Origin of the sequence: Streptomyces sp. CAI-85 (assembly GCF_013363615.1) — a bacterium.
GTDB classification, from domain to species: Bacteria; Actinomycetota; Actinomycetes; order Streptomycetales; family Streptomycetaceae; genus Streptomyces; species Streptomyces antibioticus_B.
Genome location: NZ_JAANNX010000001.1, coordinates 134,799 through 156,412, shown reverse-complemented (window position 1 = coordinate 156,412; position 21,614 = coordinate 134,799). Strand labels below are relative to the sequence as shown.

General features: G+C 73.9%; 17 protein-coding genes and 1 tRNA gene. 12 read left to right on the top strand and 6 right to left on the bottom strand.

Going from position 1 to position 21,614, the window contains the following annotated elements:
* Positions 1–32: 32 nt before the first annotated feature.
* Positions 33–4,943, top strand: a complete 4,911-nt coding sequence (locus G6W55_RS00595; protein ID WP_175518724.1) for a DNA repair ATPase — start codon at positions 33–35, stop codon at positions 4,941–4,943.
* A gap of 7 nt (positions 4,944–4,950) precedes the next feature.
* On the opposite strand, the gene G6W55_RS00590 is transcribed toward G6W55_RS00595, so the two are convergent.
* A complete protein-coding gene (locus G6W55_RS00590; RefSeq protein ID WP_078636496.1) occupies positions 4,951–5,967 on the bottom strand; it encodes a cation diffusion facilitator family transporter in 1,017 nt (338 codons plus the stop codon).
* A 116-nt stretch (positions 5,968–6,083) separates the two neighbouring features.
* On the opposite strand from G6W55_RS00590, the gene G6W55_RS00585 reads away from it, so the two are divergent.
* A complete protein-coding gene (locus G6W55_RS00585; RefSeq protein ID WP_030782424.1) occupies positions 6,084–6,263 on the top strand; it encodes a hypothetical protein in 180 nt (59 codons plus the stop codon).
* 11 nt (positions 6,264–6,274) lie between these two features.
* On the opposite strand, the gene G6W55_RS00580 is transcribed toward G6W55_RS00585, so the two are convergent.
* The 3 genes from G6W55_RS00580 to G6W55_RS00570 all read right to left on the bottom strand — a co-directional run bounded on the left by G6W55_RS00580 (position 6,275) and on the right by G6W55_RS00570 (position 8,193).
* Complete coding sequence (locus G6W55_RS00580) at positions 6,275–6,757, bottom strand: GreA/GreB family elongation factor (RefSeq protein ID WP_078636497.1); 483 nt, start codon at positions 6,755–6,757, stop codon at positions 6,275–6,277.
* A gap of 39 nt (positions 6,758–6,796) precedes the next feature.
* Positions 6,797–7,429 carry a DUF1345 domain-containing protein gene (locus G6W55_RS00575; protein ID WP_078636498.1) on the bottom strand — a complete coding sequence of 211 codons (633 nt, stop codon included), beginning with the start codon at positions 7,427–7,429 and terminating at the stop codon, positions 6,797–6,799.
* Positions 7,430–7,512: 83 nt separating this feature from the next.
* Positions 7,513–8,193: a type III effector protein gene (locus G6W55_RS00570; RefSeq protein ID WP_175518723.1), complete on the bottom strand. Its 681-nt coding sequence runs from the start codon at positions 8,191–8,193 to the stop codon at positions 7,513–7,515.
* A 138-nt stretch (positions 8,194–8,331) separates the two neighbouring features.
* Between G6W55_RS00570 and G6W55_RS00565 the strand changes: the two genes are divergently transcribed.
* Complete coding sequence (locus tag G6W55_RS00565; protein ID WP_175518722.1) at positions 8,332–8,766, top strand: Hsp20/alpha crystallin family protein; 435 nt, start codon at positions 8,332–8,334, stop codon at positions 8,764–8,766.
* Positions 8,767–8,879: 113 nt separating this feature from the next.
* A complete protein-coding gene (locus tag G6W55_RS00560) occupies positions 8,880–9,359 on the top strand; it encodes a DUF2267 domain-containing protein (RefSeq protein WP_254876041.1) in 480 nt (159 codons plus the stop codon).
* Here the strand turns inward: G6W55_RS00560 and G6W55_RS00555 are convergent.
* Positions 9,332–9,865 carry a DUF488 family protein gene (locus tag G6W55_RS00555; RefSeq protein ID WP_175518721.1) on the bottom strand — a complete coding sequence of 178 codons (534 nt, stop codon included), beginning with the start codon at positions 9,863–9,865 and terminating at the stop codon, positions 9,332–9,334. The genes G6W55_RS00560 and G6W55_RS00555 overlap by 28 nt on opposite strands.
* Positions 9,866–9,992: 127 nt before the next feature.
* Here G6W55_RS00555 and G6W55_RS00550 point away from each other — a divergent pair, with 127 nt between their 5' ends.
* The 7 genes from G6W55_RS00550 to G6W55_RS00520 all read left to right on the top strand — a co-directional run bounded on the left by G6W55_RS00550 (position 9,993) and on the right by G6W55_RS00520 (position 19,899).
* Positions 9,993–12,533, top strand: coding sequence for a SpoIIE family protein phosphatase (locus G6W55_RS00550; protein ID WP_175518720.1), 2,541 nt, complete (start codon positions 9,993–9,995; stop codon positions 12,531–12,533).
* A gap of 54 nt (positions 12,534–12,587) precedes the next feature.
* Positions 12,588–12,663: transfer RNA gene (locus G6W55_RS00545), tRNA-Arg, on the top strand.
* 122 nt (positions 12,664–12,785) lie between these two features.
* A complete protein-coding gene (locus G6W55_RS00540) occupies positions 12,786–13,919 on the top strand; it encodes a gala protein (protein WP_175518719.1) in 1,134 nt (377 codons plus the stop codon).
* Entirely contained in the window at positions 13,916–15,757 is a 1,842-nt protein-coding gene (locus G6W55_RS00535) for an ankyrin repeat domain-containing protein (protein WP_175518718.1), read from the top strand. The genes G6W55_RS00540 and G6W55_RS00535 overlap by 4 nt, the downstream gene beginning before the upstream one ends.
* Entirely contained in the window at positions 15,754–16,965 is a 1,212-nt protein-coding gene (locus G6W55_RS00530; protein ID WP_175518717.1) for an AAA family ATPase, read from the top strand. Before G6W55_RS00535 ends, G6W55_RS00530 begins: the two co-directional genes overlap by 4 nt.
* On the top strand, positions 16,962–18,164 hold the full coding sequence (locus G6W55_RS00525; RefSeq protein WP_175518716.1) for a VWA-like domain-containing protein: 1,203 nt from the start codon (positions 16,962–16,964) through the stop codon (positions 18,162–18,164). The genes G6W55_RS00530 and G6W55_RS00525 overlap by 4 nt, the downstream gene beginning before the upstream one ends.
* Positions 18,165–18,561: 397 nt before the next feature.
* Positions 18,562–19,899, top strand: a complete 1,338-nt coding sequence (locus G6W55_RS00520) for an NtaA/DmoA family FMN-dependent monooxygenase (RefSeq protein ID WP_309243584.1) — start codon at positions 18,562–18,564, stop codon at positions 19,897–19,899.
* Here G6W55_RS00520 and G6W55_RS00515 read toward each other — a convergent pair.
* Positions 19,883–20,722, bottom strand: a complete 840-nt coding sequence (locus G6W55_RS00515) for a helix-turn-helix domain-containing protein (RefSeq protein WP_175518714.1) — start codon at positions 20,720–20,722, stop codon at positions 19,883–19,885. The two genes, G6W55_RS00520 and G6W55_RS00515, sit on opposite strands and share 17 nt — an antisense overlap.
* A gap of 112 nt (positions 20,723–20,834) precedes the next feature.
* On the opposite strand from G6W55_RS00515, the gene G6W55_RS00510 reads away from it, so the two are divergent.
* Positions 20,835–21,428: an NADPH-dependent FMN reductase gene (locus tag G6W55_RS00510; RefSeq protein ID WP_175518713.1), complete on the top strand. Its 594-nt coding sequence runs from the start codon at positions 20,835–20,837 to the stop codon at positions 21,426–21,428.
* The last annotated feature ends 186 nt before the right edge of the window (positions 21,429–21,614 follow it).

The window sequence follows — 21,614 nt, the reverse complement described above, 5'->3', positions numbered from 1 at the left end:
CCGCATTTCTCTGACGTTCTGAGAGGGAACCCATGACCATCGGCCCGGACACCGGTACGCATGGCCCGGACACCCGTAGCCACGGCCCGGACACCGGCATGTACGGCCTGGACACCGGCACGTACGAGGTGCTGCGCGACCGGCTCACCGCGCAGGCCGCCGAACTCGCGCGCCGCGCCGAGGAGTTGAACACCCGGCGGATCGAGGAGTTCGGCTCGCTGCGGCTGGAACTGGCGGGCACCGAGCGGCTCCACACGGACGCGGCCTGTGTGCCCCGGGACGTCGTCGCCGTCGCCGGTGTCCTGCTCCTCGGCTACAACACCGTCCCCGGCCGGGGGCCGGAGACCACGGTCGGCGACGTGCTGGCCCTGCACGACCGCGAGATGCGCCGGCTGCCCGACGACGCCGTGCCCGGCCTGCTGAACGACCCCTCATTCGTAAGGGAGTTCAGGGCCCTGCACCGCTACTACCACCAGGCCCGGCTGCTGCGGCTGCGGCGGGTGGAGGGCAAGCTGCTGGCCGTCTTCCAGACCGGTGAGAAGGCCGACGACATCCGGGTCCTGCGCTGGGCGGTCTCCGACGACGGGCAGGTCGCCTTCCTCGACGCCCGCGGCGACCGGGACCATGTCCTGCCGCCCGCCCACGACTTCACCTGGCGGGAGACGACCCGGGAGGACCACGTCCTCGGCCGGCACCCCCATGTGTCCGTCGAGGGCGAGGTGTTCGTCACCACCGTCGGCGGCTCCCTCACCGTCAAGACCGAGAACGACACCGAGACCGGCGAGGGCATCCACACCGAGCCCGTCGCCGAGCCGCTCCAGTCGCTCGCCGACGCGGACATCGCCTACGCGCGCGTCGGCGCACTCGTCCTGATCCGGGTCCGCCCCTACAAGGAGGACACCGACCGCCACCTGGTGTTCAACACGCTCACCCGGTCCGTCGTCCGCCTCGACGGCATCGGACAGGGCTGCCGCAGGCTCCCCGAGGACCAGGGCATCGTCTTCCCCGGCGGCTACTGCCTGGCGGCCGGGACGCACAAGACGTTCGACGGCGTCACCGGCGGCGAGGACGACCCCCTGGAGTTCGAGCGGACGGTGCGCTCGCCCAACGGCGAGGACGTCCTGTTCGCCTTCCACGCCCGCGCGGCGGGCCGCGGTCTGCTGCTGCACTACAACCTCATCCGCAAGGAGGTCGCCACCCCGCTGTCCTGCGACGGCTGGGCCCTCTTCGACGACGGCACCCTGACCGTGCTCCGCGGCGGCGCCGACGAACCCCAGCGCGTGCACCCCGTCCAGCGCTGGAACTCGCCCTACGTCTCCGCCACCCACGCCGCCTCCCGGGCCGTCGGCACGGGCCCGCTGGCCCGGGTCGGCAACGCCGACCTCGTCCGCGGCATCTCCGACTGCCTCTCCCTCGCCCGCACGGTCACCGAGACCACCCCGACGAGCGAGGTGTACGAGGCCCTGGCCGCGGCCTGCGTCCGGACCGCCGACACCCACCACTGGCTGGCCGAGCCCGAACTCGGCTGTCTGCACGAGCCGTTGGCCGAGGTACGGGCCACCGCCGAACAGGTGCTGGCCGAGTTCGAGACCGTCCAGGCCCTGACCCGCCAGGCCGCCGACGCCCTGGACCGGGCGGCGGCCCAGGTCGCCGCCGTCGTACGGCGGTTGCGCGGCGAGACCCCGCGCGGCGCCGCCGACTGGGTGAGCGGCCTGACCGAACTCAGGCGCGCCCACAGCCACTTGCTCACCCTCAAGGACCTGCGGTACGTCGACCTCGCCCGCATCGACGCGCTCGCCGTCGACGCCGAGGCCGATCTCGCCTCCTTCGGACAGCGCGCCGTCGCCCACCTCGCCCACGAGGACGCCTTCACCGGCCACCGGTCCGACACCGAGCAACTCGCCGCCGAGGCGGCGGAGATCGGCACCGTCGCCGAGGCCGCGCCGCTCGCCGCCCGGCTCGACGGGATCGCCGAGGGGCTCGGCACGGTCACCGAGGTCGTCGCGGGCCTCGACATCGGCGACACCACGGTCCGTACCGCCGTCCTGGAACGGATCGCCGAGGTCCTCGGCGGCGTCAACCGGGCCCGCGCCGTCCTCGACGCCCGCCGCCGAGCCCTGCTGGACCGAGAGGGACGCGCCGAGTTCGCCGCCGAGTTCGCCCTGCTCGGCCAGTCCGTCACCGGCGCGCTCGCCGCCGCCGACACCCCCGAGGCGTGCGACGACCACCTCGCCCGTCTCCTTGTCCAGGTGGAGAACCTGGAGTCCCGGTTCGCCGAGTTCGACGACTTCCTCGGCCGGCTCGCCGAACGGCGCGACGAGATCCACGAGGCGTTCTCCACCCGCAAGCAGACGCTCGTGGAAGCGGGCGCCCGGCGCGCCGAACGCCTCGCCGAGTCGGCCGCCCGCGTCCTGCGCACGATCACCCGGCGCGGCGCCGCCCTCGCCGACGCGGACGACATCGCCACCTACTTCACCGCCGACCCCATGGTCGCCAAGCTCCGCGCGATCACCGACGAACTCCGCAGGCTCGGCGACACCGTCAGGGCCGAGGAACTCGACGGCCGCCTCAAGGCCGCCCGCCAGAACGCCCTGCGCTCCCTTCGCGACCGCACCGACCTCTACGCCGACGACGGCCGCACCCTGCGCCTGGGCGCCCACCGGTTCGCCGTCAACACCCAGCCCCTCGACCTCACCCTCGTCCCGCACGGCGACGGCCTCGTCCTCTCCCTGACCGGCACCGACTACCGCGCCCCGGTCACCGACCCCGGCTTCGCCGCCACCCGCCCGTACTGGGACCGCACCCTGCCGTCGGAGTCGCCGGAGGTCTACCGCGCCGAACACCTCGCCGCCCGGCTGCTGGACGAGCACGGCGCACCGGCCCTGGAGGAGGCCGACCTGCCCGGCCTGGTACGACGGGCCGCCGAGGCCGCCTACGACGAGGGCTACGAGCGCGGGGTCCATGACCACGACGCGACCCTGATCCTCACCGCCCTGCTCCGCCTGCACCGGACCGCCGGACCCCTGCGCCACGAACCCGCGGCCCGCGCCGCCGCCCAGGTCTTCTGGGCCCACGGCACCACCGAACAGTCCCGCCAGGACTGGACTCGGCGCGCGGTCTCCCTGGCCCGCGCCCGGGACACGTTCGGCCTGACCCCCGCCATCGCCGATCTCCGCCGGGAGTTCGCGCGGGCGATCACCGGAGAGCGCGCCGACGCGGCCGCCGACTACCTGTTCGAGGAGCTGACCGGCGGCCCCGACGGCTTCGTCATCAGCGGCGGCTGCCGCGACCTCCTCGACAAGTTCCGCCGTACGGTGGGCACTTCGGCCTACGACGACGACCTCGCCGCCCTCGAGGGGCTGGACGCGCGCCGACAGCTCGTGGAGGCGTGGCTGTCCTCGTACAGCGCGTCCACCGGCGCCGGCACCACCCCCGGCGACCTGGCCGAGGCGGTGGCCGCCGAACTCTGCCCCGGCCTGCCCCGCCACACCTCCGACGCGCCGCTGACCACGACGGTCGAGGGGCTGCTCGGCTCCCACCCCCGCGTCACCGCCGGCACCCTGCCGCTGCGCGTGGACGAGTTCCTCGCCCGCACCCGCGCCTTCCGCGCCCACGACGTCCCCGGCCACCGCTCCTACCAGCGCCGCCGCGCGGAGCTGGTGACCGCCGAACGGACCCGGCTCCGGCTGCACGAGTTCCGGCCGCGCGTGATGTCCGCGTTCGTGCGCAACCGGCTCATCGACGAGGTGTACCTGCCGCTGATCGGCGACAGCCTCGCCAAACAGCTCGGCACCACCGGCGCGTCCCGGCGCACCGACACCGGCGGCCTGCTGCTCCTCATCTCCCCGCCCGGCTACGGCAAGACGACCCTCATGGAGTACGTCGCCGACCGCCTCGGCCTCGTCCTGGTCAAGGTCGACGGCCCCGCCCTGGGACACGCCGTCACCTCCCTCGACCCGGCCGAGGCCCCGAACGCGACGGCCCGCCAGGAGGTCGAGAAGATCAACTTCGCGCTGGAGGCGGGCAACAACACCCTCCTCTACCTGGACGACATCCAGCACACGTCGCCCGAGCTGCTCCAGAAGTTCATCCCGCTGTGCGACGCCACCCGCCGCGTCGAGGGCGTCCGCGACGGCGAGCCGCGCACCTACGACCTGCGCGGCAAGCGCTTCGCCGTCTGCATGGCCGGCAACCCCTACACCGAGTCGGGGACCCGCTTCCGGGTGCCCGACATGCTCGCCAACCGGGCCGACGTGTGGAACCTCGGCAACGTCCTGACCGGCAAGCAGGACGCCTTCGCGCTCAGCTTCGTGGAGAACGCGCTCACCGCCCACCCGGTCCTGGCCCCGCTCGCCGGCCGCGACCGCGCCGACCTGGACCTGCTGGTCCGGCTCGCCGAGGGCGACGGCACGGCCCGCGCCGACCGGCTCGTCCACCCCTACGGGACCGCCGAACTGGAACAGATCCTGGCCGTACTGCGCCACCTCCTCACCGCCCGCGCGACGGTCCTCGCGGTGAACGCCGCCTACATCGCCTCGGCGGCCCGGTCCGACGACGCCCGCACGGAACCGCCCTTCCAGCTCCAGGGGTCGTACCGCAACATGAACAAGATCGTGCAGCGGATCCGGCCGGTCATGAACGACACCGAGCTGGCCGCGCTGATCGACGACCACTACGCGGCCGAGGCCCAGGTCCTCACCACCGGCACCGAGGCGAACCTGCTCAAGCTCGCCGAACTGCGGGGCACGCTCACCCCGGAGCAGTCGGCCCGCTGGAACGACGTCAAGGCCGCCCACGTCCGCACCGCCGCGCTCGGCGGACCCGAGGACGACCAGCTCTCGCGCGCGATCGCGGCGCTCGGCCTGCTCGCCGACCGGATGGCGGCGGTCGAGTCGGCGATCAGCCGGGCGGCCGCCGGTCCGCGTCACTCCGCTCAGGAGTAGAGGTGGCTCAGCCGTCGCGGCGGGGCGGGGTCGGGTCCAGGTAGACGCGCCGGATGTCCGGGAACAGCGCGCGGAGCCGGGTTTCCGCCTCCTCGCAGGCCCACTCGATCTCGGCGGCGCTGGAGAGGTCGCGGAAGTCGACCTTCGCGGCGACCAGGATCTCTCCCGGGCCCTGCACCAGCGTCGTCAGCTCCATGACGTCCTCGATGTGCCGGATCGTCAGCAGCTCCCGGCGCACCGCGTCCCGCGCGGACGCGGGCAGGGCGCGGCCGACGAGGAGTTCGGTGTTGGCGCGGCCCAGGATCACCGCGACGAGGACGAGCAGCAGCCCGATGAGGATCGAGGCGATGCCGTCCCACACCCCGGACCCGGTGAGCTGCCCGCCGAGCAGCCCCAGCGCGGCCAGCACCAGACCGACGAGCGCGGCCGTGTCCTCCATGACGACCGCCTTGACGGCGGTGTCGGGCGTGTGGCGCAGATAGCGCAGCAGGGGGACCTTGAAGTACCCCGCGCGCCCGGACGCCTGCTTGAGCCCGGTGCGCAGCGAGAGCCCCTCCAGGACGAAGGCGGCGGCGAGCACGATGTAGGAGACCAGCGGATCGCCCGGGGTCTCGCCGTGGGTCAGGGAGTGGATGCCGTCGTACAGGGCGAACACACCGCCGCCGACGAAGGTGGCGACGGAGGCGAGGAGCGCCCAGATGTAGCGCTCGGGCGCGTGCCCCAGCGGATGGTCCTCGTCGGCGGGCTTCTTGCTGCGCTTCAGGGAGACGAGGAGCAGCAGTTCGGTGCAGGTGTCGGCGACCGAGTGCCCGGCCTCGGCCAGCATCGCGCTGGAACCGCTGATGACACCGGCGACGGCCTTGGCGAGGGCGACACCGAAGTTGGCGGCGGTCGCCACGACGACGGTGAAGGCGGACCCGCCCGCTCCGGGACCGCCCGAGGCGCCCACCCGGGCGTCCAGCACCGGGCCGGTGCGCGTGTCCGGCCGTCGTTCTTCGGGTTCTCTTCCGTGGCGCGGGTGCATCGGCGATCAGCGGCTTCCGTCCGGGCGGGAGAGACGTGAGGGGCAAAGTGGAAATATCCTGGCAGAGTCATACGCGTGCTCGCCGCTGCGTGGGCACCCATGGGAGGAGACTCCGGATGGCGCACCACCACAAGTCCAATCGAGCCGTCGAAGGCGACCCGGGCACCGGTCACGGCAGGGGCATGCCACGGCGACCCGACCAGGACGAACTCGCCGAGCGGACCCGGCAGGACCGTCTGGAGGCCGGACTGCCGGTCGGTCCCTCGTCGGACGAGGAAGCCGAATACGAGGAGTGAAGGAGTCCCGATCAGTCACGGGAGTCCCGTGGCTCGCCCAGAGACACCACCACCGCGGACGCCGGTCCGTCGGGTGCGTCGTAGCTCACCGTGTCGCCCACGTGGTGACCGAGGAGGGCGCGCCCGAGCGGGCTGTCCGCGGTGACGAGCGTCGGATCGGCGTCCGTGGCCGTCTCGCCGATCTGGAAGGTCTCCACCGTGCCGTCGGCGAACCGCACGGCCACGGTGCTGCCCACGCCGACCACGTCGGTGGGCGGCGGCCCCGCCACGTCGGCCTGCTCGAGCCGGGTGGTGATCTCGGAGATACGGTCGTCCAGACGGGTCAGATCGTCGGCCCGCTGAAGCTCGTCCGCCGCGTCGGCCTCGTCGCCGACCTGCATGTCGGAGTCCTTGAGCGTGGCCGCGACCGCGCCGCGTTCCCGGTGGAGATCCGCGAGTTCCCGTTCGAGGGCGTCACGGGCGGCGCTGCTGATCGGCGCGGGTTCGCTGGACATGCGTTCTCCCTTTTGACTGCTGATCTTTGACTGCTGATCTCAACTGCTGACGATTCCCACGACCAGGTTGATGGCGGTCGCCAGGATGCCGGTGCCGAAGACGTAGGACATCAGACAGTGCCGCAGCACGATCGAGCGGATCGTGGTGCTGGAGACGTTCGTGTCGGACACCTGGTACGTCATGCCGAGGTTGTAGCTGAAGTAGAAGAAGTCCCGGTACGCGGGCGGGCTGTCCGAGTTGAAGTCGATGCCGCCGCCCGAGTCCTCGTAGTACACGTAGGCGTAGCGCGTCGCGTACATCAGGTGCAGGGCGGCCCAGGCCGTGAAGACCCCGCACAGGGCGGTCGCCGCGTGCCGGGTGTCGGAGGTGTCGCCGTGCAGGAGCAACAGCACGATCGCGACCAGGCCGCACAGGGCCACCCCGACCACCACGAGTTCCTCGACGACCGGCTCGAAGTCCTCGCGGCGGGCGTTGCGATGGGTGGCGGCCGCGTCCATCGGCCACAGCACCACCCACCCCGCCAGGACGAAGAACAGCTCCATCGCGGCGATCGCGGCCAGGGCGCCCAGCGGCGCGTCGGTCGTCAGCCCGACGGCCACGCCGACTGCGGCCCCGAGGACCACCGAACCGGCGAGACGGGGCACGGCACCGACCGGCAACCAGGTGCTCATGAACCACCACGATAATCCGGATGCCGCCGATCGGCCCGGCACGGCGGACGCGCCCGCCCGGGGGCTCCGCCCACGGTTCCCGCTCAGGAACCCGCCGGTCTGCGGGGGCCGCGCCGCTGGTCGCCGCTGTCCCGGCGGAGCCGGTCGGTGTGCCGGGCGACGTCGTCCACGCGGGCCGCGAGGTCGGAGTGCCCGGACGTCAGGTACGCGTGCGTGGCCGTCAGGGGGCTGACGAGGGCGGCCGCGTCGTTGTCGGCGAGGGCCGTGGTGAGCGCGGCGAGCGAGGTGCGGGCGGAGGCCGGGAGGTCGGTGAGCGCGGTGATCCGGCCGGCGAGCTGACGGAGGTCCGCCGCGTTGTCACGCGCCCAGGCCGTGACCGTGCGGTCGGCGGCCCTGCGGTCACGGGTCGCCTGCACCCGCTCCTCGCCCGTCGTCCCGGGGCCTCCCGGGCGTACGCGCAGATAGCGGCGCTCGGCGGCCTGGCGGCTGGAGACCCCGAGCGGGTGGGCGAGATCGGCCCAGTTGGCGCCCGCGGCACGGGCCTCCTCGATCAGTCCCGGCTCCCAGGCGGCGAGCTGGTCGCGCACCTCGCGGAGCAGGAGCAGCGCGGCGAGGGCCTGCTCGGCGCTGGTCGGGACGGGCTCGGGCGGCTCGCCGTGCCGCGGGGTCCGGGCCGTGTGCAGGGTCTCGTTGATCGAGTCGAGCGCTGCGGCGGCGGCGAGGAAGGAGGTGGGGGTGGGGGTGGGGGCGGGCCGATCGTCCATGGGTATGGATCCTCCGAGATGTCGTGTCACCCTTTCGATGACACTGAACTTGTCATCGTTTCGATGACATGTTACAACGGATGGCAGGTGAACCGCATTGGCAGCGACGTGCTGACCCGAACACTGGAGGTGTCTTTCATGTTGATGCGCACCGACCCGTTCCGTGAGCTGGACCGCCTCACCCAGCAGCTCCTGAACACGACCGGTACCTGGTCGCGGCCGTCGGCGATGCCGATGGACGCCTACCGGGAGGGCGAGGAGTATGTGATCGCCCTCGACCTGCCGGGCGTCTCCCCGGACGCGATCGACATCGACGTCGAGCGGAACATGCTGACCGTCAAGGCCGAGCGGAGGCCCGTCGCCAAGGCCGACGACGTGCAGATGGAACTCTCGGAGCGCCCGCTGGGCGTCTTCTCCCGCCAGGTCGTGCTGGCCGACACCCTGGACACCGAGCACATCCGGGCGGACTACGACGCGGGCGTGCTGACCCTGCGCATCCCGATCGCCGAGCGCGCCAAGCCCCGCAAGATCGCCATCGGCGGCGGCACGGCCCGCAAGGAGATCGGCGGCTGAGCCCGACGGCGCACACGATGACCGCGCCGTCCCCGAACGGACCGGGCGGTCCCTGAACGGACCGCGCCGTCCCCGAACGATTCCCGCAGACGAGAAAGGCGACCGCATCACCGATGATCACGCTGCCGGAACAACCCTGCCGGCCCGCCGTCGGCATGACGTTCGAGCAGATGCTGGAAAGAGTGCGCTACGAGGGCGCGTACCCCACGCGTGAGCGGGCCGAGGACGTCGTGCGCACCGTACTGGCCGCGTTCGGACGCCAGCTCACGGGCGACGAGCGCGTGGAGCTGGCGGCCAGACTGCCGCACGAGGCCGCGGTCGCCTTCACCTCCGAGATCCCGGCCGTCGAACCGCTCACCGGCTGGGGCTTCGTGAAGGACCTGGCCGCCCGCACCGGCGGCACGGCGGCCACCACCCGCTGGGACACGGGCACCGTCCTCCGCGTCGTGGCCCAGCTCGCCGGCGAGGATCTCCTGCACCGCATCCTCGCCCGGCTCCCTTCGGGCCATGCCCTGCTGTTCGGCCGCGCCGAGCTGCCGCGACCGGGCGCCGAGCCCGAGTGTTCTCACGGGGTACTGGCGTCCGCGGGGTAGGTCAACCGGCCGTCCTGGACACGGGCGTTGCGGTCCAGGACGGCCGGCTCCGTCGTCGTGGGGGACATGATGTTCACGACCTCGACACCCGCGACGATCAGGGCGTCCGTGATCAGCCGGCGATGGCAGCGCCAGGGCACCGCCTCGCTGCACATGATCGCCGGCCGTTCGTGCCCGGCCAGCTCGATCAGCTCGCGCAGCCCCTCCGCGAAGGCGTCGGTGGCCATGTAGTCGGCGTAGTCACGGAACGCCTTGACCCGCCAGGCGCCGTTCACGCTCGCCACGTCCTTCGGCGTGTGCCGCCGCCCGCCCAGCTCGCGGATCCACCGGTATCCGATGTCCGGAGGCAGCGCCTCGACGATCGCGTCCTGGTTCCACTGCGGGAACTTCCTGGACGACGGGAACGACCGGACGTCCACCAGGCAGGTGACCGCGTTGTTCCGCAGCATCACCACCACCTCGTCGACGTCGCGCGTGGAATGCCCGATCGTGCAGATCCGGTTCATGCCCACCGTCCTCTCGCCCGGCGGCACGCCGAAGGCGCTCCAGGCATCATGAAAGACATCGCGACGGTGTGCGCATCGCGCCGGACCGGCCCCGCAGCGTCGCCCCAGACGGGCGTATTGTGCTGATATGGACGATGTTCGGTGCGGCTGGTGCGATGCGCCGCTACCGGACGACGCCGCCCGCAACCGACGGTACTGCGGCCCGCTGCACCGGCAGGCGGCCTGGCGGGCCCGGCGCCGGTGGCGCGCAGCGGCGGACGCGCGCCGGGCGACCCTGCTCACCGGCACGGACCTGCTGGACCGGGCCCAGGCGGTGGCGACACGGGCGGTCGACCCCTCCCCGGCGCACGACTCCGACGCGGGCCGCCTCTGCGCCGAGGCCGCGGAGGTACCGGACCTGGCCGACCAACTCGTACGCAACGCCGTACAGGCCGACCGCCAGGCCGGCGCGACCTGGGCCCAGATCGGCGCGGGGCTGGGAATCGGGGGAGAGGCGGCGAGAAACCGGTACGGACGCGGGCGCGCGGCCGTCGCCACGACACCGCTTCCGGGCACCGACTCCGTCCCGGCACCGGAGGAGCAGCCCGGTCACGTCCTGGAGGCGCTTCGGCCCTGCCTGGTCGAGGTCGTGCGTGAGACGGGTGCGTCCGCCGGACTGCTCTACCTCGTGTCGCTGGACGGGCGGGTGCTGCGGCTGGCGGCGACCAGCGGGGTGCCGCCGAAGATCGCCGCACTCTGGGAGCGGCTGAGGGTGGCGGCCTCGGGGCCCGTGGCCGATGCGGTGCGGGAGAGGCGGCTGGTGTGGCTCGCCAGTCAGGCCGAACTCACGCGGCGCTACCCGAAGGCCGCGCTCGTGCTGCCGTACGACGTGGCGCTGGCCGCCGCCCCGCTCGTGGCCGGGCCGATGGTCCGGGGTGCGCTGGTGCTGCTGTGGCCCGGCTCGCGCCCGCCGCGGCTCGGCGCCCATGAGCGCCGGGCTGTCGGCGCCGCCCGTGACCGGATGAGCGCGCTGCTGGAGCGGGCCGCCGAGGACGGGCAGCCGGTCCTGCCGGGGCGCGCTCCGCGTCATGTCGCCCCGGCGCGCGGCCCCACCGCCGGGCCCGCCGAGGCACAGGCCGCCGCGGACTTCGCCAACCGCCTCCCGGAAGGCTGCTGCGCGCTGGACCCGGAGGGACGGATCACCTTCGTCAACGCGGCGGCCGCGGAGCTGCTGGGGCGCCGGGTGGCGGATCTGGCCGGGGTGCTGCTGTGGGAGGCGTTGCCGTGGCTGGACGATCCCGCGTTCGAGGACCGTTACCGGGCCGCCGTGCTCAGTCACCGGCCCACGTCGTTCACCGCCCTGTGCCCGCCGGACCGGCGGCTCGACCTGCGGCTCTGCCCGGACGGCTCGGGTGTCAGCCTCCGCATCACCCCGGTCGGGATCGCCGCGACGGCCGACACTGTCGATCGACCGGGGTCCGAGCACCAGGGCACCGGCGGCCTCTACGACCTGATGCACCTCGCCGCCACCCTCACCGAGGCCGCGAGCGTGCGGGACGTCGTCGAGCTGGCCGCCGATCACATCATGCCCGCCTTCGACGCCCAGGGATTCGTGCTGTCCCTGGCCGAGGGCGGCCGGCTGCGGGTCGTAGGACACCGCGGCTACCGGCCCGAGGTGATCGAGTTCCTCGACCTGCCGCCCTTCAAGGACGCGACCGCACCCACCGTGCGCGCCCTCACCACGGGCGCCCCGCTCTTCTTCGCCTCACCGCGCGAGATGGCCCGGCTCAACCCGGCCATCCCGAGGCTCACCGGCAGGGGATCCTGGGCCTTCCTGCCGCTGATCGCCTCCGGGCGCCCCGTCGGCTGCTGCGTGGTCTCCTACCAGCGCCCCCACACCTTCGCCCCCGGCGAACGGGCCGTCCTGACCTCCCTCGCCGGACTGATCGCCCAGGCCGTGGACCGCGCCCGCCTCTACGACGCCAAGCACCAGCTCGCCCACAGCCTCCAGACCGGCCTGCTCCCCGCCACCCTCCCGACCGTGCCCGGACTGCGCGTGGCCGCCCGCTACCTCCCCGGCGCCCGCGACATGGACATCGGCGGCGACTTCTACGACGTCATCCGCTGCGGCGGAGCCGGTGTCGCCGCCGCCATCGGCGACGTCCAGGGCCACAACGTGAACGCCGCCGCCCTCATGGGGCAGGTCCGCACCGCCGTCCACGCCACCGCAGGGGCCCCGCCCGCCGAAGTCCTCGCCCGCACCAACCGGCTGCTCACCGACCTCGACTCGGGCCTGTTCACGAGCTGCGTCTACGCCCACCTCGACCTCGCCGGCCGCACCGTCCGCCTGGCCACCGCCGGCCACCCGCCGCCCCTGCTGCGCCGGCCCGACGGCCGCACCGAGATCCTCGACCTGCCGCCCGGGCTGCTGCTCGGCATCGACCCCGGCGCCGAGTACGAGGCCACCGAGATCCCGCTGCCGCCCGGCGCCGTACTGGCCCTGTACACCGACGGTCTGATCGAGGCGCCCGGTGTCGACCTCGGGGACGCCACCGCCGTCCTCGCCGGACACCTCGCACGCGAGGACCCCCGCGACCTCGACGCCATGGCCGACGCCCTGCTCCAGCGCTCCCCGTCGTGCGGTGACGACGTCGCCCTCCTCCTGCTCCACCCGCCACCACCGCCGTGACCACAGGGGAATTGCTTCGAACGTCAGGGCGAGTACCGCTATGATCTTCGCGGCAAGGCTGTAGCGCAGAGGTCGTCGCGCCCAAGCAGCGAGCTGGAGGACGTCGGTTCGAATCCGACCGGTCTTGCCACCCAGTCGTGGAACAGCGCAACAGACGAACAGTGCAACAGACGATGGGCGTCGGTCCTGGGCGGGCGGAGGGCGAGCCGCCCTCGGCGGGCCTGGCACCGGCGACGGACCGGTGGAGTGGTGATGACGCAGCCGACACCCGTACGCTGCCCCGCGATCGAGCACCCGGACATCCCGGTCGGCGACCCCGCCGCACTGGAGCCGCTGCTCGACCGGCTGCGATCGGCACGGCCGGCCGGGACGGACGAGAGCTTCCCCGTCGGCACCCTGCGCGCCGACGGCCGCGTCGACCTGTGCAAGCAGGGCCTCGGCACGGCCGGCGCCGCACGGCTGCTGCCCGTCGCCGCCGCCTCCGCCCACGCCACACACCTCCTGCTCGGCACCAACACCATCGGTGACGACGGCGCCCGCGCGGTCGCCGACGCCCTCACCGGCGGACACGGCCTCCACACCCTGTACCTCGGCTGCAACCGCATCGGCCCCGACGGCGTCACCGCCCTCGCCGACGCGCTGACCGGCGACGACACCGTCCGCGCCCTGTGGCTCAAGCGCAACCCGGCCGGCGACGCCGCCGCCCGCGCCCTCGCCGCGGCGCTCCGCCGCAACACCGCGCTGCGCACCCTCGACCTCGTCAACACCGGGCTGACCACCGACGGTCTGGCAGCCCTGCTCGACGCCCTCACCGCCCGGCCCCGTCCGGTGGAACGCCTCTTCGTCGGCGGCAACGGCCTCACCGCCGACGCCGCCCCGCTGCTCGCCGCCCTGATCCGGGACGCGGGCGTGCGCGAGCTGTACCTCCCCGCCAACCACCTGGGCGACGAGGGCGCCGCGATCCTCGCCGCCGCGGCCGACCCCGCCCGCCCCGTACGCCTCGGCCTCGGCGGCAACGGCATCGGCCCCGCCGGCGCCCGCGCCCTCGCCGGATCGCTCGCCGGGATCGAGGCCCTCGACCTGGGCCGGCCCCTGTCCGAACGCAGCCTCGGCGCCCCCGCCAACACCACCGGCGACGAAGGCGCCCACGCCCTGGCCGCCGCCCTCCCCGGCAGCCCGCTGCGCCGCCTGGAGCTGTGCCACACCGGACTCACCGGGCGCGGCGCGAAGACCCTGCTGGCCGCCGTCCCCGACGGCTCGCCCCTGGAGTACGTCGGCCTCGGCCCCGGCCTGCCCCGCAAGGTGAAGCGGTCCTTCACCCAGCGGCTGCGCGCCACCGCCGGCACACACCCCGACCTGCGCGCGATAGGGAGCGTCTACCGGTGAGCACCCCTGCCGAAGCGCCGTGGCTGCCGCCCGACGAGGCGGCGAGCCGCCGCCGGATCCGCCGCTACGCGGTGCCCCGCCGGATGATCGAGCACGCGACCGAACGCAGGCTGGCCGGTGACTGGCGCGGCGCCTGCGCGGCGGCGAACGTCGACATCACCTTCGACCTGTCCGAGATCGCCGACCACTGCGGCGACGACATCGCCGAACGCCTCACCGACGACCTCCGCCACCTCGCCCCCGATCTGCTGCGCTGGCATCTGCCGCGCGTCCTCGGCGGACGCACCACCCTCGCCACCGACCTCACGGTCGTCCTCGCCCGCTACCAGCCCGCGCGACCGGGCGAGGGCCCCCGGGCCGTCCCCTACCTTCACCTCACCACGCCCGCGATGACCGAGGGCCCGCAGCGGATCGCCCTGCGGTTCGAGACGGTCCAGGAAGAGCAGGCCGCCGGAGTCTTCGCGCGCACCACCCAGGACTGGCGCTCCGCCCGGCACCTGTGGGACGCCCGGCACACCGCCGAACTGCGCGAGCGGAGCGGCGGCGACCACGAGCGCCCGCCGTTCTTCCACGCCGACGGCACCCCGCGCGACGCGGCCGAACTGCCCGACGCCGACCCCGGCGACGGCGACCCCGTGGCCCGCGCCGAATGGACCACCCTGCTGCACCAGCGGGGCGAGTCCCCGGCCGCCCTCGCCGCCGCCGGCATCGAGGCCGACCTGACCCCGCCGGAGACGTCCGGCTGGTACCGGGCCGACCCCGAGCGGCTGATCGCCGGACTCGCCCTGAACCACACCCGCCTGGAACCGGAACTGCGCCGCCGCGCGGCCGAGGGTCTCGTCGACCGCTGTCTGATCGCCGCCGACTGGCGCACCTCCCTCCTGGTGGAGCCCGCGAGCACCGGCGGACTGCGGCTGCGCCCGGTCGACCGCAAGGGCGTCGACGGGGTGCCCTTCCTCCCCGAGGCCCTGTGGCGCCGCCTCCCCGACCTGGATCTGCTGCGCGTCGGCGGCGTCGTACCGGAGCATCTGCATCCGCTCGTCCGCGAGGCGCTGTTCCCCGCCCTCGCCGCCCCCCAGGGACCGGCCGGACCGCCGGGACCCGCGGCCCCCGCACCCGTGCGGGTCCGGTGCCGCGGGGAGTGGCACGAGGTGGCCTTCCGGCCCGGCGGCCTGCTGCGGATGCCGCACAGCGACGAGGAACAGCAGCGCGAACGCGCCCTGCGCGCCTTCGGCGGAGAGGTCGCCGGATGCTTCGCCGTGGAGCAGACCTGGACCTCCGGAGCGGGCCGGCTGCCCAAGGCGCTGCGCGCCCAGCGCGCCGACCTGTTCCTGCGCGCCCAGCACGGCGACACCGCCGGCGTGCTGGAACTCCTGGACGCGGGCGTCGATCCCCGGGTGCGGGACGCGCACGGCCGCACCCTGCTGCACGTACTGAACCTCCTCGACCACGAGGCGCTGCTCCCGCGGCTGCTGGCCGAAGGGCTGGACCTGGAGGCATGCGACCAGCGGGGCCGCACACCGCTGTTCGTGGCGGCCAACGACCTCGGCTCGAAGGCCCTGGTCCAGGCGCTCGTCGCCGCGGGCGCCCGGCTCGACGTCACCGACGACACGGAACTGTCGCTCGCCCAGATCGTCCGCCGCTACAAACGGCCCGACCTGGCCTTCCTCCGCAAGCGCGTCCAGGCGGAACACCCGGGCATCGGCGCCGACTGGTGGGACCGGTGGATGGAGGAGGAGCCGGAGGCGTACGACACGGACGAGCCCGACGACCCCGACGACGCCGATGAGCCCGACGACGCTTACGAGTCCGACGACGAGGAAGAGCCGACCTCTTGAGCACGCCCCGTACCGCCGCCACCGCGCCGCCCGGCCCGCTGGCCGCCGCGGACGACCTCAACCGCAGGCTGCGCACCCATCGGACCGAGCCCGCCGCCAACCCCCAACTGGAGGCGCTCGCCCTCGCCGTGACGGCCAATCAGCCCGTCCTGCTGTGGGGCGAGCCGGGCATCGGCAAGTCGGCCGGCCTGGAGCAGCTCGCCGCCGGACTCGGGCTGCCGCTGGAGACCGTCATCGCCAGCGTGCACGAGCCGTCCGACTTCGCCGGACTGCCCGTCGTCGGCGACGACCCGGCCGTGACCGGGGTGCCGATGGCGCCGCCGGACTGGGCGGTCCGCCTCGCCCGGGCCGGACAGGGCCTGCTCTTCTTCGACGAGCTGTCCTCCGCCCCGCCCGCCGTGCAGGCGGCCCTGCTGCGGGTGGTCCTCGAACGCCGGGTCGGCAGCCTGGTGCTGCCGGAGGCGGTCCGGATCGTCGCCGCCGCCAACCCGCCCTCCAGCGCCGCGGACGGCTGGCACCTCAGCCCGCCGCTCGCCAACCGGTTCGTCCACCTCGACTGGACCCACGACCCCCGCACGGTCGCCCGCGGCATGGCCGGCACCTGGCCGGAGGTGACCGTCCCCGTGGTCGACGCCGGCAAGGTGCCCGGTGCGGTCGCCCGCGCCCGCGGCGCGATCTCCGGCTTCCTCACGGCCCGCCCCGGCCTGGTCCACCACATCCCCGCCGACGCCGAGAGCCGCGGCCGGTCCTGGCCGTCCCCGCGCACCTGGGAGATGGCGCTCAGGCTGCTCGCCGCCGGATACGCGGCCGGGGCCGGCCGCGAGGCGCTGGCCGCCGCGCTCACCGGCGCGGTCGGGGACGGCGCGGGCATCGAGCTGCTGTCGTACCTCGAACACCTCGACCTGCCCGACCCCGACCGGGTCCTCGCCGACCCGGACGCCTTCGCGCTGCCCGACCGCGGCGACCGGCAGCTCGCGTTCCTCATCGCGGTGGTCGCCGCCATCCAGAGCGACCTCACCCGCCCCCGCTGGGAGGCCGGCTGGGCCGTCCTGGCCAAGGCGGTCGACGCGGGCGTGCCCGACGTGGCCGCCCGGGCCGCCACCGACCTCGCGGCGATGCGCCGGCTCGACTGGCCCGTCCCGCCCGGCATCGACGGCTTCCTCGGTCTGCTCCAGATGTCCGGAGCCCTGCCGGGCGGCCCACGGTGACCCGTCCGGGGCCGGCCGGGGAGGCCGGCCGCGCCCTGGACCGCACCAAACTGCTCGCCGCCCGCTACAAAGCCGCGCAGGACCGGCCCTACCTGGCGTCGGCGCTGTACGCCCTGACCGTCGTCCCCAGCACCGAGGTGCCGACGATGGGCGTGGACCGGCACTGGCGCTGCTACGTGTCGCCCGCCTTCGTCGACGCGACGCCCGTGCCCGAACTGGCGGGCGTGTGGGTGCACGAGGCGGCGCACCTGCTGCGCGACCACCATGGCCGGGCGGACCGGCTCCCCGCCGCCGTCCAGCGCGACCCGTACCGCGTCAACGTCGCCCAGGACTGCGAGATCAACGACGATCTCCTCGCCGACGGCCTGCGGCTGCCCGAAGGACGCATGGAACCCGGCCGATTCGGCCTGGTCGAGGGCCAGTTGTTCGAGGCGTACGTCGACCTGCTCCCGGCCGGGGTGACGACGCCGGACTGCGGCTCGGGCGCCCACGGACGGCCCGAGCCCTGGGAACTCCCCGACTCCGCGGGCCCCGCACGGCTCGGCGAGGTCGAGGCACAGGCCCTGCGGAGACAGACCGCCGAGGCGATGCGCGCCCATCAGCGCACCCGGGGCAACCTCCCCGAGGGCTGGCGGCGTTGGGCCGAGGAGGTCCTGGAACCCACGGTGGACTGGCGGCGCGCCCTGACCGGCGCGGTCCGCGAGGCCGCCGCGTGGGCCGCAGGCGCCGTCGACTACACCTACCGCCGCCCCTCGCGCCGCACACCGGCGCTGCGCGGGGTCGTCCTGCCCAGCCTGCGCCGCCCGTTGCCGCGGGTGGCCGTCGTCATCGACACCTCAGGATCGATGGGCGACGCCGAACTGGCCGCCGCCCTGGGCGAGGTGACGGGCGTCCTGCGCGAAGTGGGCATCCGGGGCAACCGCGTGACCGTCCTCGCCTGCGACGCCGACGTGCACGCCGTGTCCCGCGTGGTGGCCACCGAGCAGATCACCCTGGGCGGCGGTGGCGGCACCGACATGCGCGTCGGTATCGCCGCCGCCCTCGCGGCCCCCGAACGCCCGGGCATCGTCGTCGTCCTCACCGACGGATTCACGCCCTGGCCCGAGGGAAACCTCCCCTGCCGTCTGATCGCCGCCCTGATCGGCCCGGCCGCACCCGAGCCGCCGAAGTGGGTGGAGACGGTGCGCATTCCCGTCTGACGTCCGGCGTGACGGCCGTCGCCGTCTTGTTTGGGGAGCGGGCGGCCTTGCCGCGGTCGCGGCGGCGGGAGATCATGGGTGCGCTTGACGCGCGCCGCGGCACTCACGCCCGCGCCGCCGCCGATCCGGAGGGGAGCCACGGTGGGGACAGCACCCGTCCGGCCGGCCCTCTCCGCGGCCCTGTCTCCCGGGTGGACCAGGCGCCGGCACGTCGATCTGTGCCGGACCCACACCGCGCTCTGTCGCTGACCCGACTGTTCCGGCTTTCTCTGGCGGTCCCGCACGGGATCCGTCAGGTCCCGTATGTCCCGCACGTCCCGCCGCGCGTGACCGTGTCCGCGCGGGCGGTCGACCCGGGACGACACCGACACCCTTGAGAAAAGGACGAGTTGTGAGCGTGAAGCAGCCCAGGACGCTGAGGACCGTGACCGGAGCCGGCGGCACGTCGGAGACCTACGACCTCGCGGTCGACCCCACCCGGTCCACCCTCGACACCGCCGTACGGGTCGCGAAGCTCGCCGAGGCGGCGCGCATCGACGCCCTGTTCACCGCCGATCTGCTGCGCTTCGACGCCCAGGGCGCGATCGGCTCGCAGGAACCCCTGGTCCTCGTCTCGGCGTTGAGCCAGGTGACCTCACGGATCGGCCTGATCGCCACCGTGTCGTCGACCTTCCACCACCCCTTCAACCTGGCCCGGTTGTTCGGCACCCTCGACCATGTGAGCAACGGGCGGGCGGCCTGGAACCTCGTGACCTCCTCGATCGGCGAGGAGAACTACGGAAACGGTGAACTCCCCAGCCCCGAAGAGCGCTACGCGCGCGCCGCCGAGACGCTGGAGGTGGTCAACGCGCTGTGGGACAGTTGGCAGCCCGACGCGCTGACCGTCGGCGCCGACGGGAAGGCGGTGCTGCACCGCGACCGGGTGCACCCGATCCACCACTCCGGCCGGTTCTTCGACGTCGCCGGACCGCTCAACATCCCGCCCCTGCCGCAGCGTCGCCCGGTGCAGATCCAGGCGGGACAGTCCGAGGCGGGCACCGCGCTGGGCGCCCGCTACGCGGAGATCGTCTTCACCTCGCTCCCGACGCTCGACCACGCCCTCGACTTCACGCGGAAGATCCGCGGCCAGGCGCAGGAGTTCGGCCGGGCGGACGGACTGCCGCTGATCTTCAGCTCGTTCCACGCCACGTTCGGCGCGACGGAGGAGGAGGCGCGGCGGCTGGTGCGTGAGCGGCGCGAAGCCATCGACTTCGAGCGCGGCCGTCACCAGGTCGCCGACATGCTCGGCGGCGGCGTCGACCTGTCGGACCTGCCGCTCGACAAGCCGCTGCCGGAGAGCCTGTTGCCGGAGATCACCTCGGTGAACCGGCGCCGTGGCCGGGTCGACATCTTCGCCGGGTACGTCCGGCAGGGCTACACGCTGCGCGAACTCGTCGTCGCCGCCCAGGAAACGGGACACTGGGCCGCCTCGGGAACCCCCGAGCAGCTCGCCGACGCGGTGGAGGAACGGTTCCGGGCGGGCGTGCTGGACGTGATCTCGCTCAGCGGCCTCGCCGACCCGCGCCAGCACGACTTCATCGTCAACGGCCTCCTCCACGAACTGCGCAGGCGGAAGATCGTCGCCCCCGACTACACGGGGACGACCCTGCGCGAGAACCTGGGCCTCGAACTTCCGCCACGGCCTTCCCGGGCCGACGCCGGGGCCGCCGTCCCGCACCCTACGACACGGCGCTGAGCCCGCCGTGCGCGCGGCGGCGGAGACGGTCGACGGCCTCGGCCGTCTCCGCGTCCGCCGCCAGATGGACCACCAACTGCTGTGCGTCCGACGTCAGTTCAAGGGTCTCGCGGTGCAGCAGGAGCCGGCATCCGGTCGGGTGGTCGAGGCGGAGGACCTGGTCGCGCGGTACGGCGTGCCGGTTCACGCGCCGGGTGAAGCCGGGCCCCGCGACGGCCGCCAACTCCGCCGTGAACCAGGCGAAGTTCTCGACGGCGGGGCCGTGCCACAGGCCGAACACCCGCTCGTCGGCGACGTCGTCCCAGTCGGGGAAGAGCGCACGGGCGCGCGGGTCGGTGAAGACGTACCGGGTGAGGTTGGGGCGGTCGGTGTCGAACAGACCGGTGTCGGCCAGCACCACCTCGAACGCGTCGGTCCGGGCCAGCACATCACCCAGCCGGTTGGTCACCAGGGCGAGGCCCGGCTCCAGCAGACGCAGCGTCTCCAGCACCTCCGGACGCACGTCCCGGCCCGGCGGCTCCGGCCCGCGGCCGAGGGCGGAACACTCACCGCCGGTGATCTTCGTGAGGTGGCGCAGATGGTCGCGCTCGGCGGCGTCGAGACTCAGCGCGTCGGCCAGCGCGTGCACCACCGCGATCGACGGGTTGCGGTCCCGCCCCTGCTCGATGCGCGTCAGATACTCCACGCTGATGCCCGCCCGGGCGGCGAGGTCGATGCGCCGCAGTCCCGGCGAACGACGGCGGCCGCGGTCCGGCAGTCCCAGCGACTCGGGCTGGATGCTGTCCCGCTTGGCCCTGATGAAATCCCCCAACGGCGTACCCATGACCCGAGGATATGGGCCGCCGGGGCGAGCGGCGCGGGCTCAGCGTGGCCCCACGAGGGCCAGCCTGACCACGGCCTGGCTGCGACCGGGACGCGGCCCGATCGTGGAGGTCATGAAGAGCGCACACAACCTCGCCGTCATCGTCGGAAGCGTCCGCGAGAACCGGTTCGGACCGACGGTCGCCTCCTGGGCCGCCGAACAGGCCGTCGCCCACGGGGGATTCGAGGTCCACACCGTCGATCTCGCCGACTACGACCTCCCGTTGGAGCTGCCCGACGCGTCCCCGAAACACGCGGGCGACGACTACCCCCGCCCGGCCGGCATGGCCCCGCTGACCGCGGCCCTGACCCGCGCCGACGCCTTCCTCGTCGTGACACCCGAGTACAACCACAGCTACCCCGCCTCCCTGAAGGCCGCCGTGGACTGGCACTTCACCCAGTGGGCGGCCAAGCCCGTCGCCTTCGTCAGCTACGGCGGTGCCGCGGGCGGCCGTCACGCGGTGCTGCATCTGGAGAACGTGCTGAGCGAACTGCACGCCGTGACGATCCGCGACGGCCTCGCCTTCCCCCTCCTCTACACGGAATGGCGGGACGGCAGTCCCGTCGACCCGGACGCCCCCGGCTACGCCAAGACGATGCTCGACCAACTGGCCTGGTGGGCGGGGGCCTTGCGCACCGCCCGAGAGGCGATTCCGTATCCGGCGTGACGGAACAACTCCCGCACGGGCGGGAATTCGCCCCGTACCGCCGCCAGTAGCGTGAGCACACGGCGCGGGGGCATGACGGGGGGCTTCCGGACGCCGCGTCCTTCCCACGCCACGGTGCGACGGTGCGGGCCCTCGCGCGCAGCCGTCCGTGCCTCGGGCACGCCTGAAAAACCCCCGGCGGGAGGC

Excerpts from the sequence above, each read along its gene's own strand:
- G6W55_RS00595 (WP_175518724.1), top strand. The coding sequence starts at position 33 with ATGACCATCGGCCCGGACACCGGTACGCATGGCCCGGACACCCGTAGC.
- G6W55_RS00590 (WP_078636496.1), bottom strand. The coding sequence starts at position 5,967 with ATGCACCCGCGCCACGGAAGAGAACCCGAAGAACGACGGCCGGACACG.
- G6W55_RS00585 (WP_030782424.1), top strand. The coding sequence starts at position 6,084 with ATGGCGCACCACCACAAGTCCAATCGAGCCGTCGAAGGCGACCCGGGC.
- G6W55_RS00580 (WP_078636497.1), bottom strand. The coding sequence starts at position 6,757 with ATGTCCAGCGAACCCGCGCCGATCAGCAGCGCCGCCCGTGACGCCCTC.
- G6W55_RS00575 (WP_078636498.1), bottom strand. The coding sequence starts at position 7,429 with ATGAGCACCTGGTTGCCGGTCGGTGCCGTGCCCCGTCTCGCCGGTTCG.
- G6W55_RS00570 (WP_175518723.1), bottom strand. The coding sequence starts at position 8,193 with ATGGACGATCGGCCCGCCCCCACCCCCACCCCCACCTCCTTCCTCGCC.
- G6W55_RS00565 (WP_175518722.1), top strand. The coding sequence starts at position 8,332 with ATGTTGATGCGCACCGACCCGTTCCGTGAGCTGGACCGCCTCACCCAG.
- G6W55_RS00560 (WP_254876041.1), top strand. The coding sequence starts at position 8,880 with ATGATCACGCTGCCGGAACAACCCTGCCGGCCCGCCGTCGGCATGACG.
- G6W55_RS00555 (WP_175518721.1), bottom strand. The coding sequence starts at position 9,865 with ATGAACCGGATCTGCACGATCGGGCATTCCACGCGCGACGTCGACGAG.
- G6W55_RS00550 (WP_175518720.1), top strand. The coding sequence starts at position 9,993 with ATGGACGATGTTCGGTGCGGCTGGTGCGATGCGCCGCTACCGGACGAC.
- G6W55_RS00540 (WP_175518719.1), top strand. The coding sequence starts at position 12,786 with ATGACGCAGCCGACACCCGTACGCTGCCCCGCGATCGAGCACCCGGAC.
- G6W55_RS00515 (WP_175518714.1), bottom strand. The coding sequence starts at position 20,722 with ATGGGTACGCCGTTGGGGGATTTCATCAGGGCCAAGCGGGACAGCATC.
- G6W55_RS00510 (WP_175518713.1), top strand. The coding sequence starts at position 20,835 with ATGAAGAGCGCACACAACCTCGCCGTCATCGTCGGAAGCGTCCGCGAG.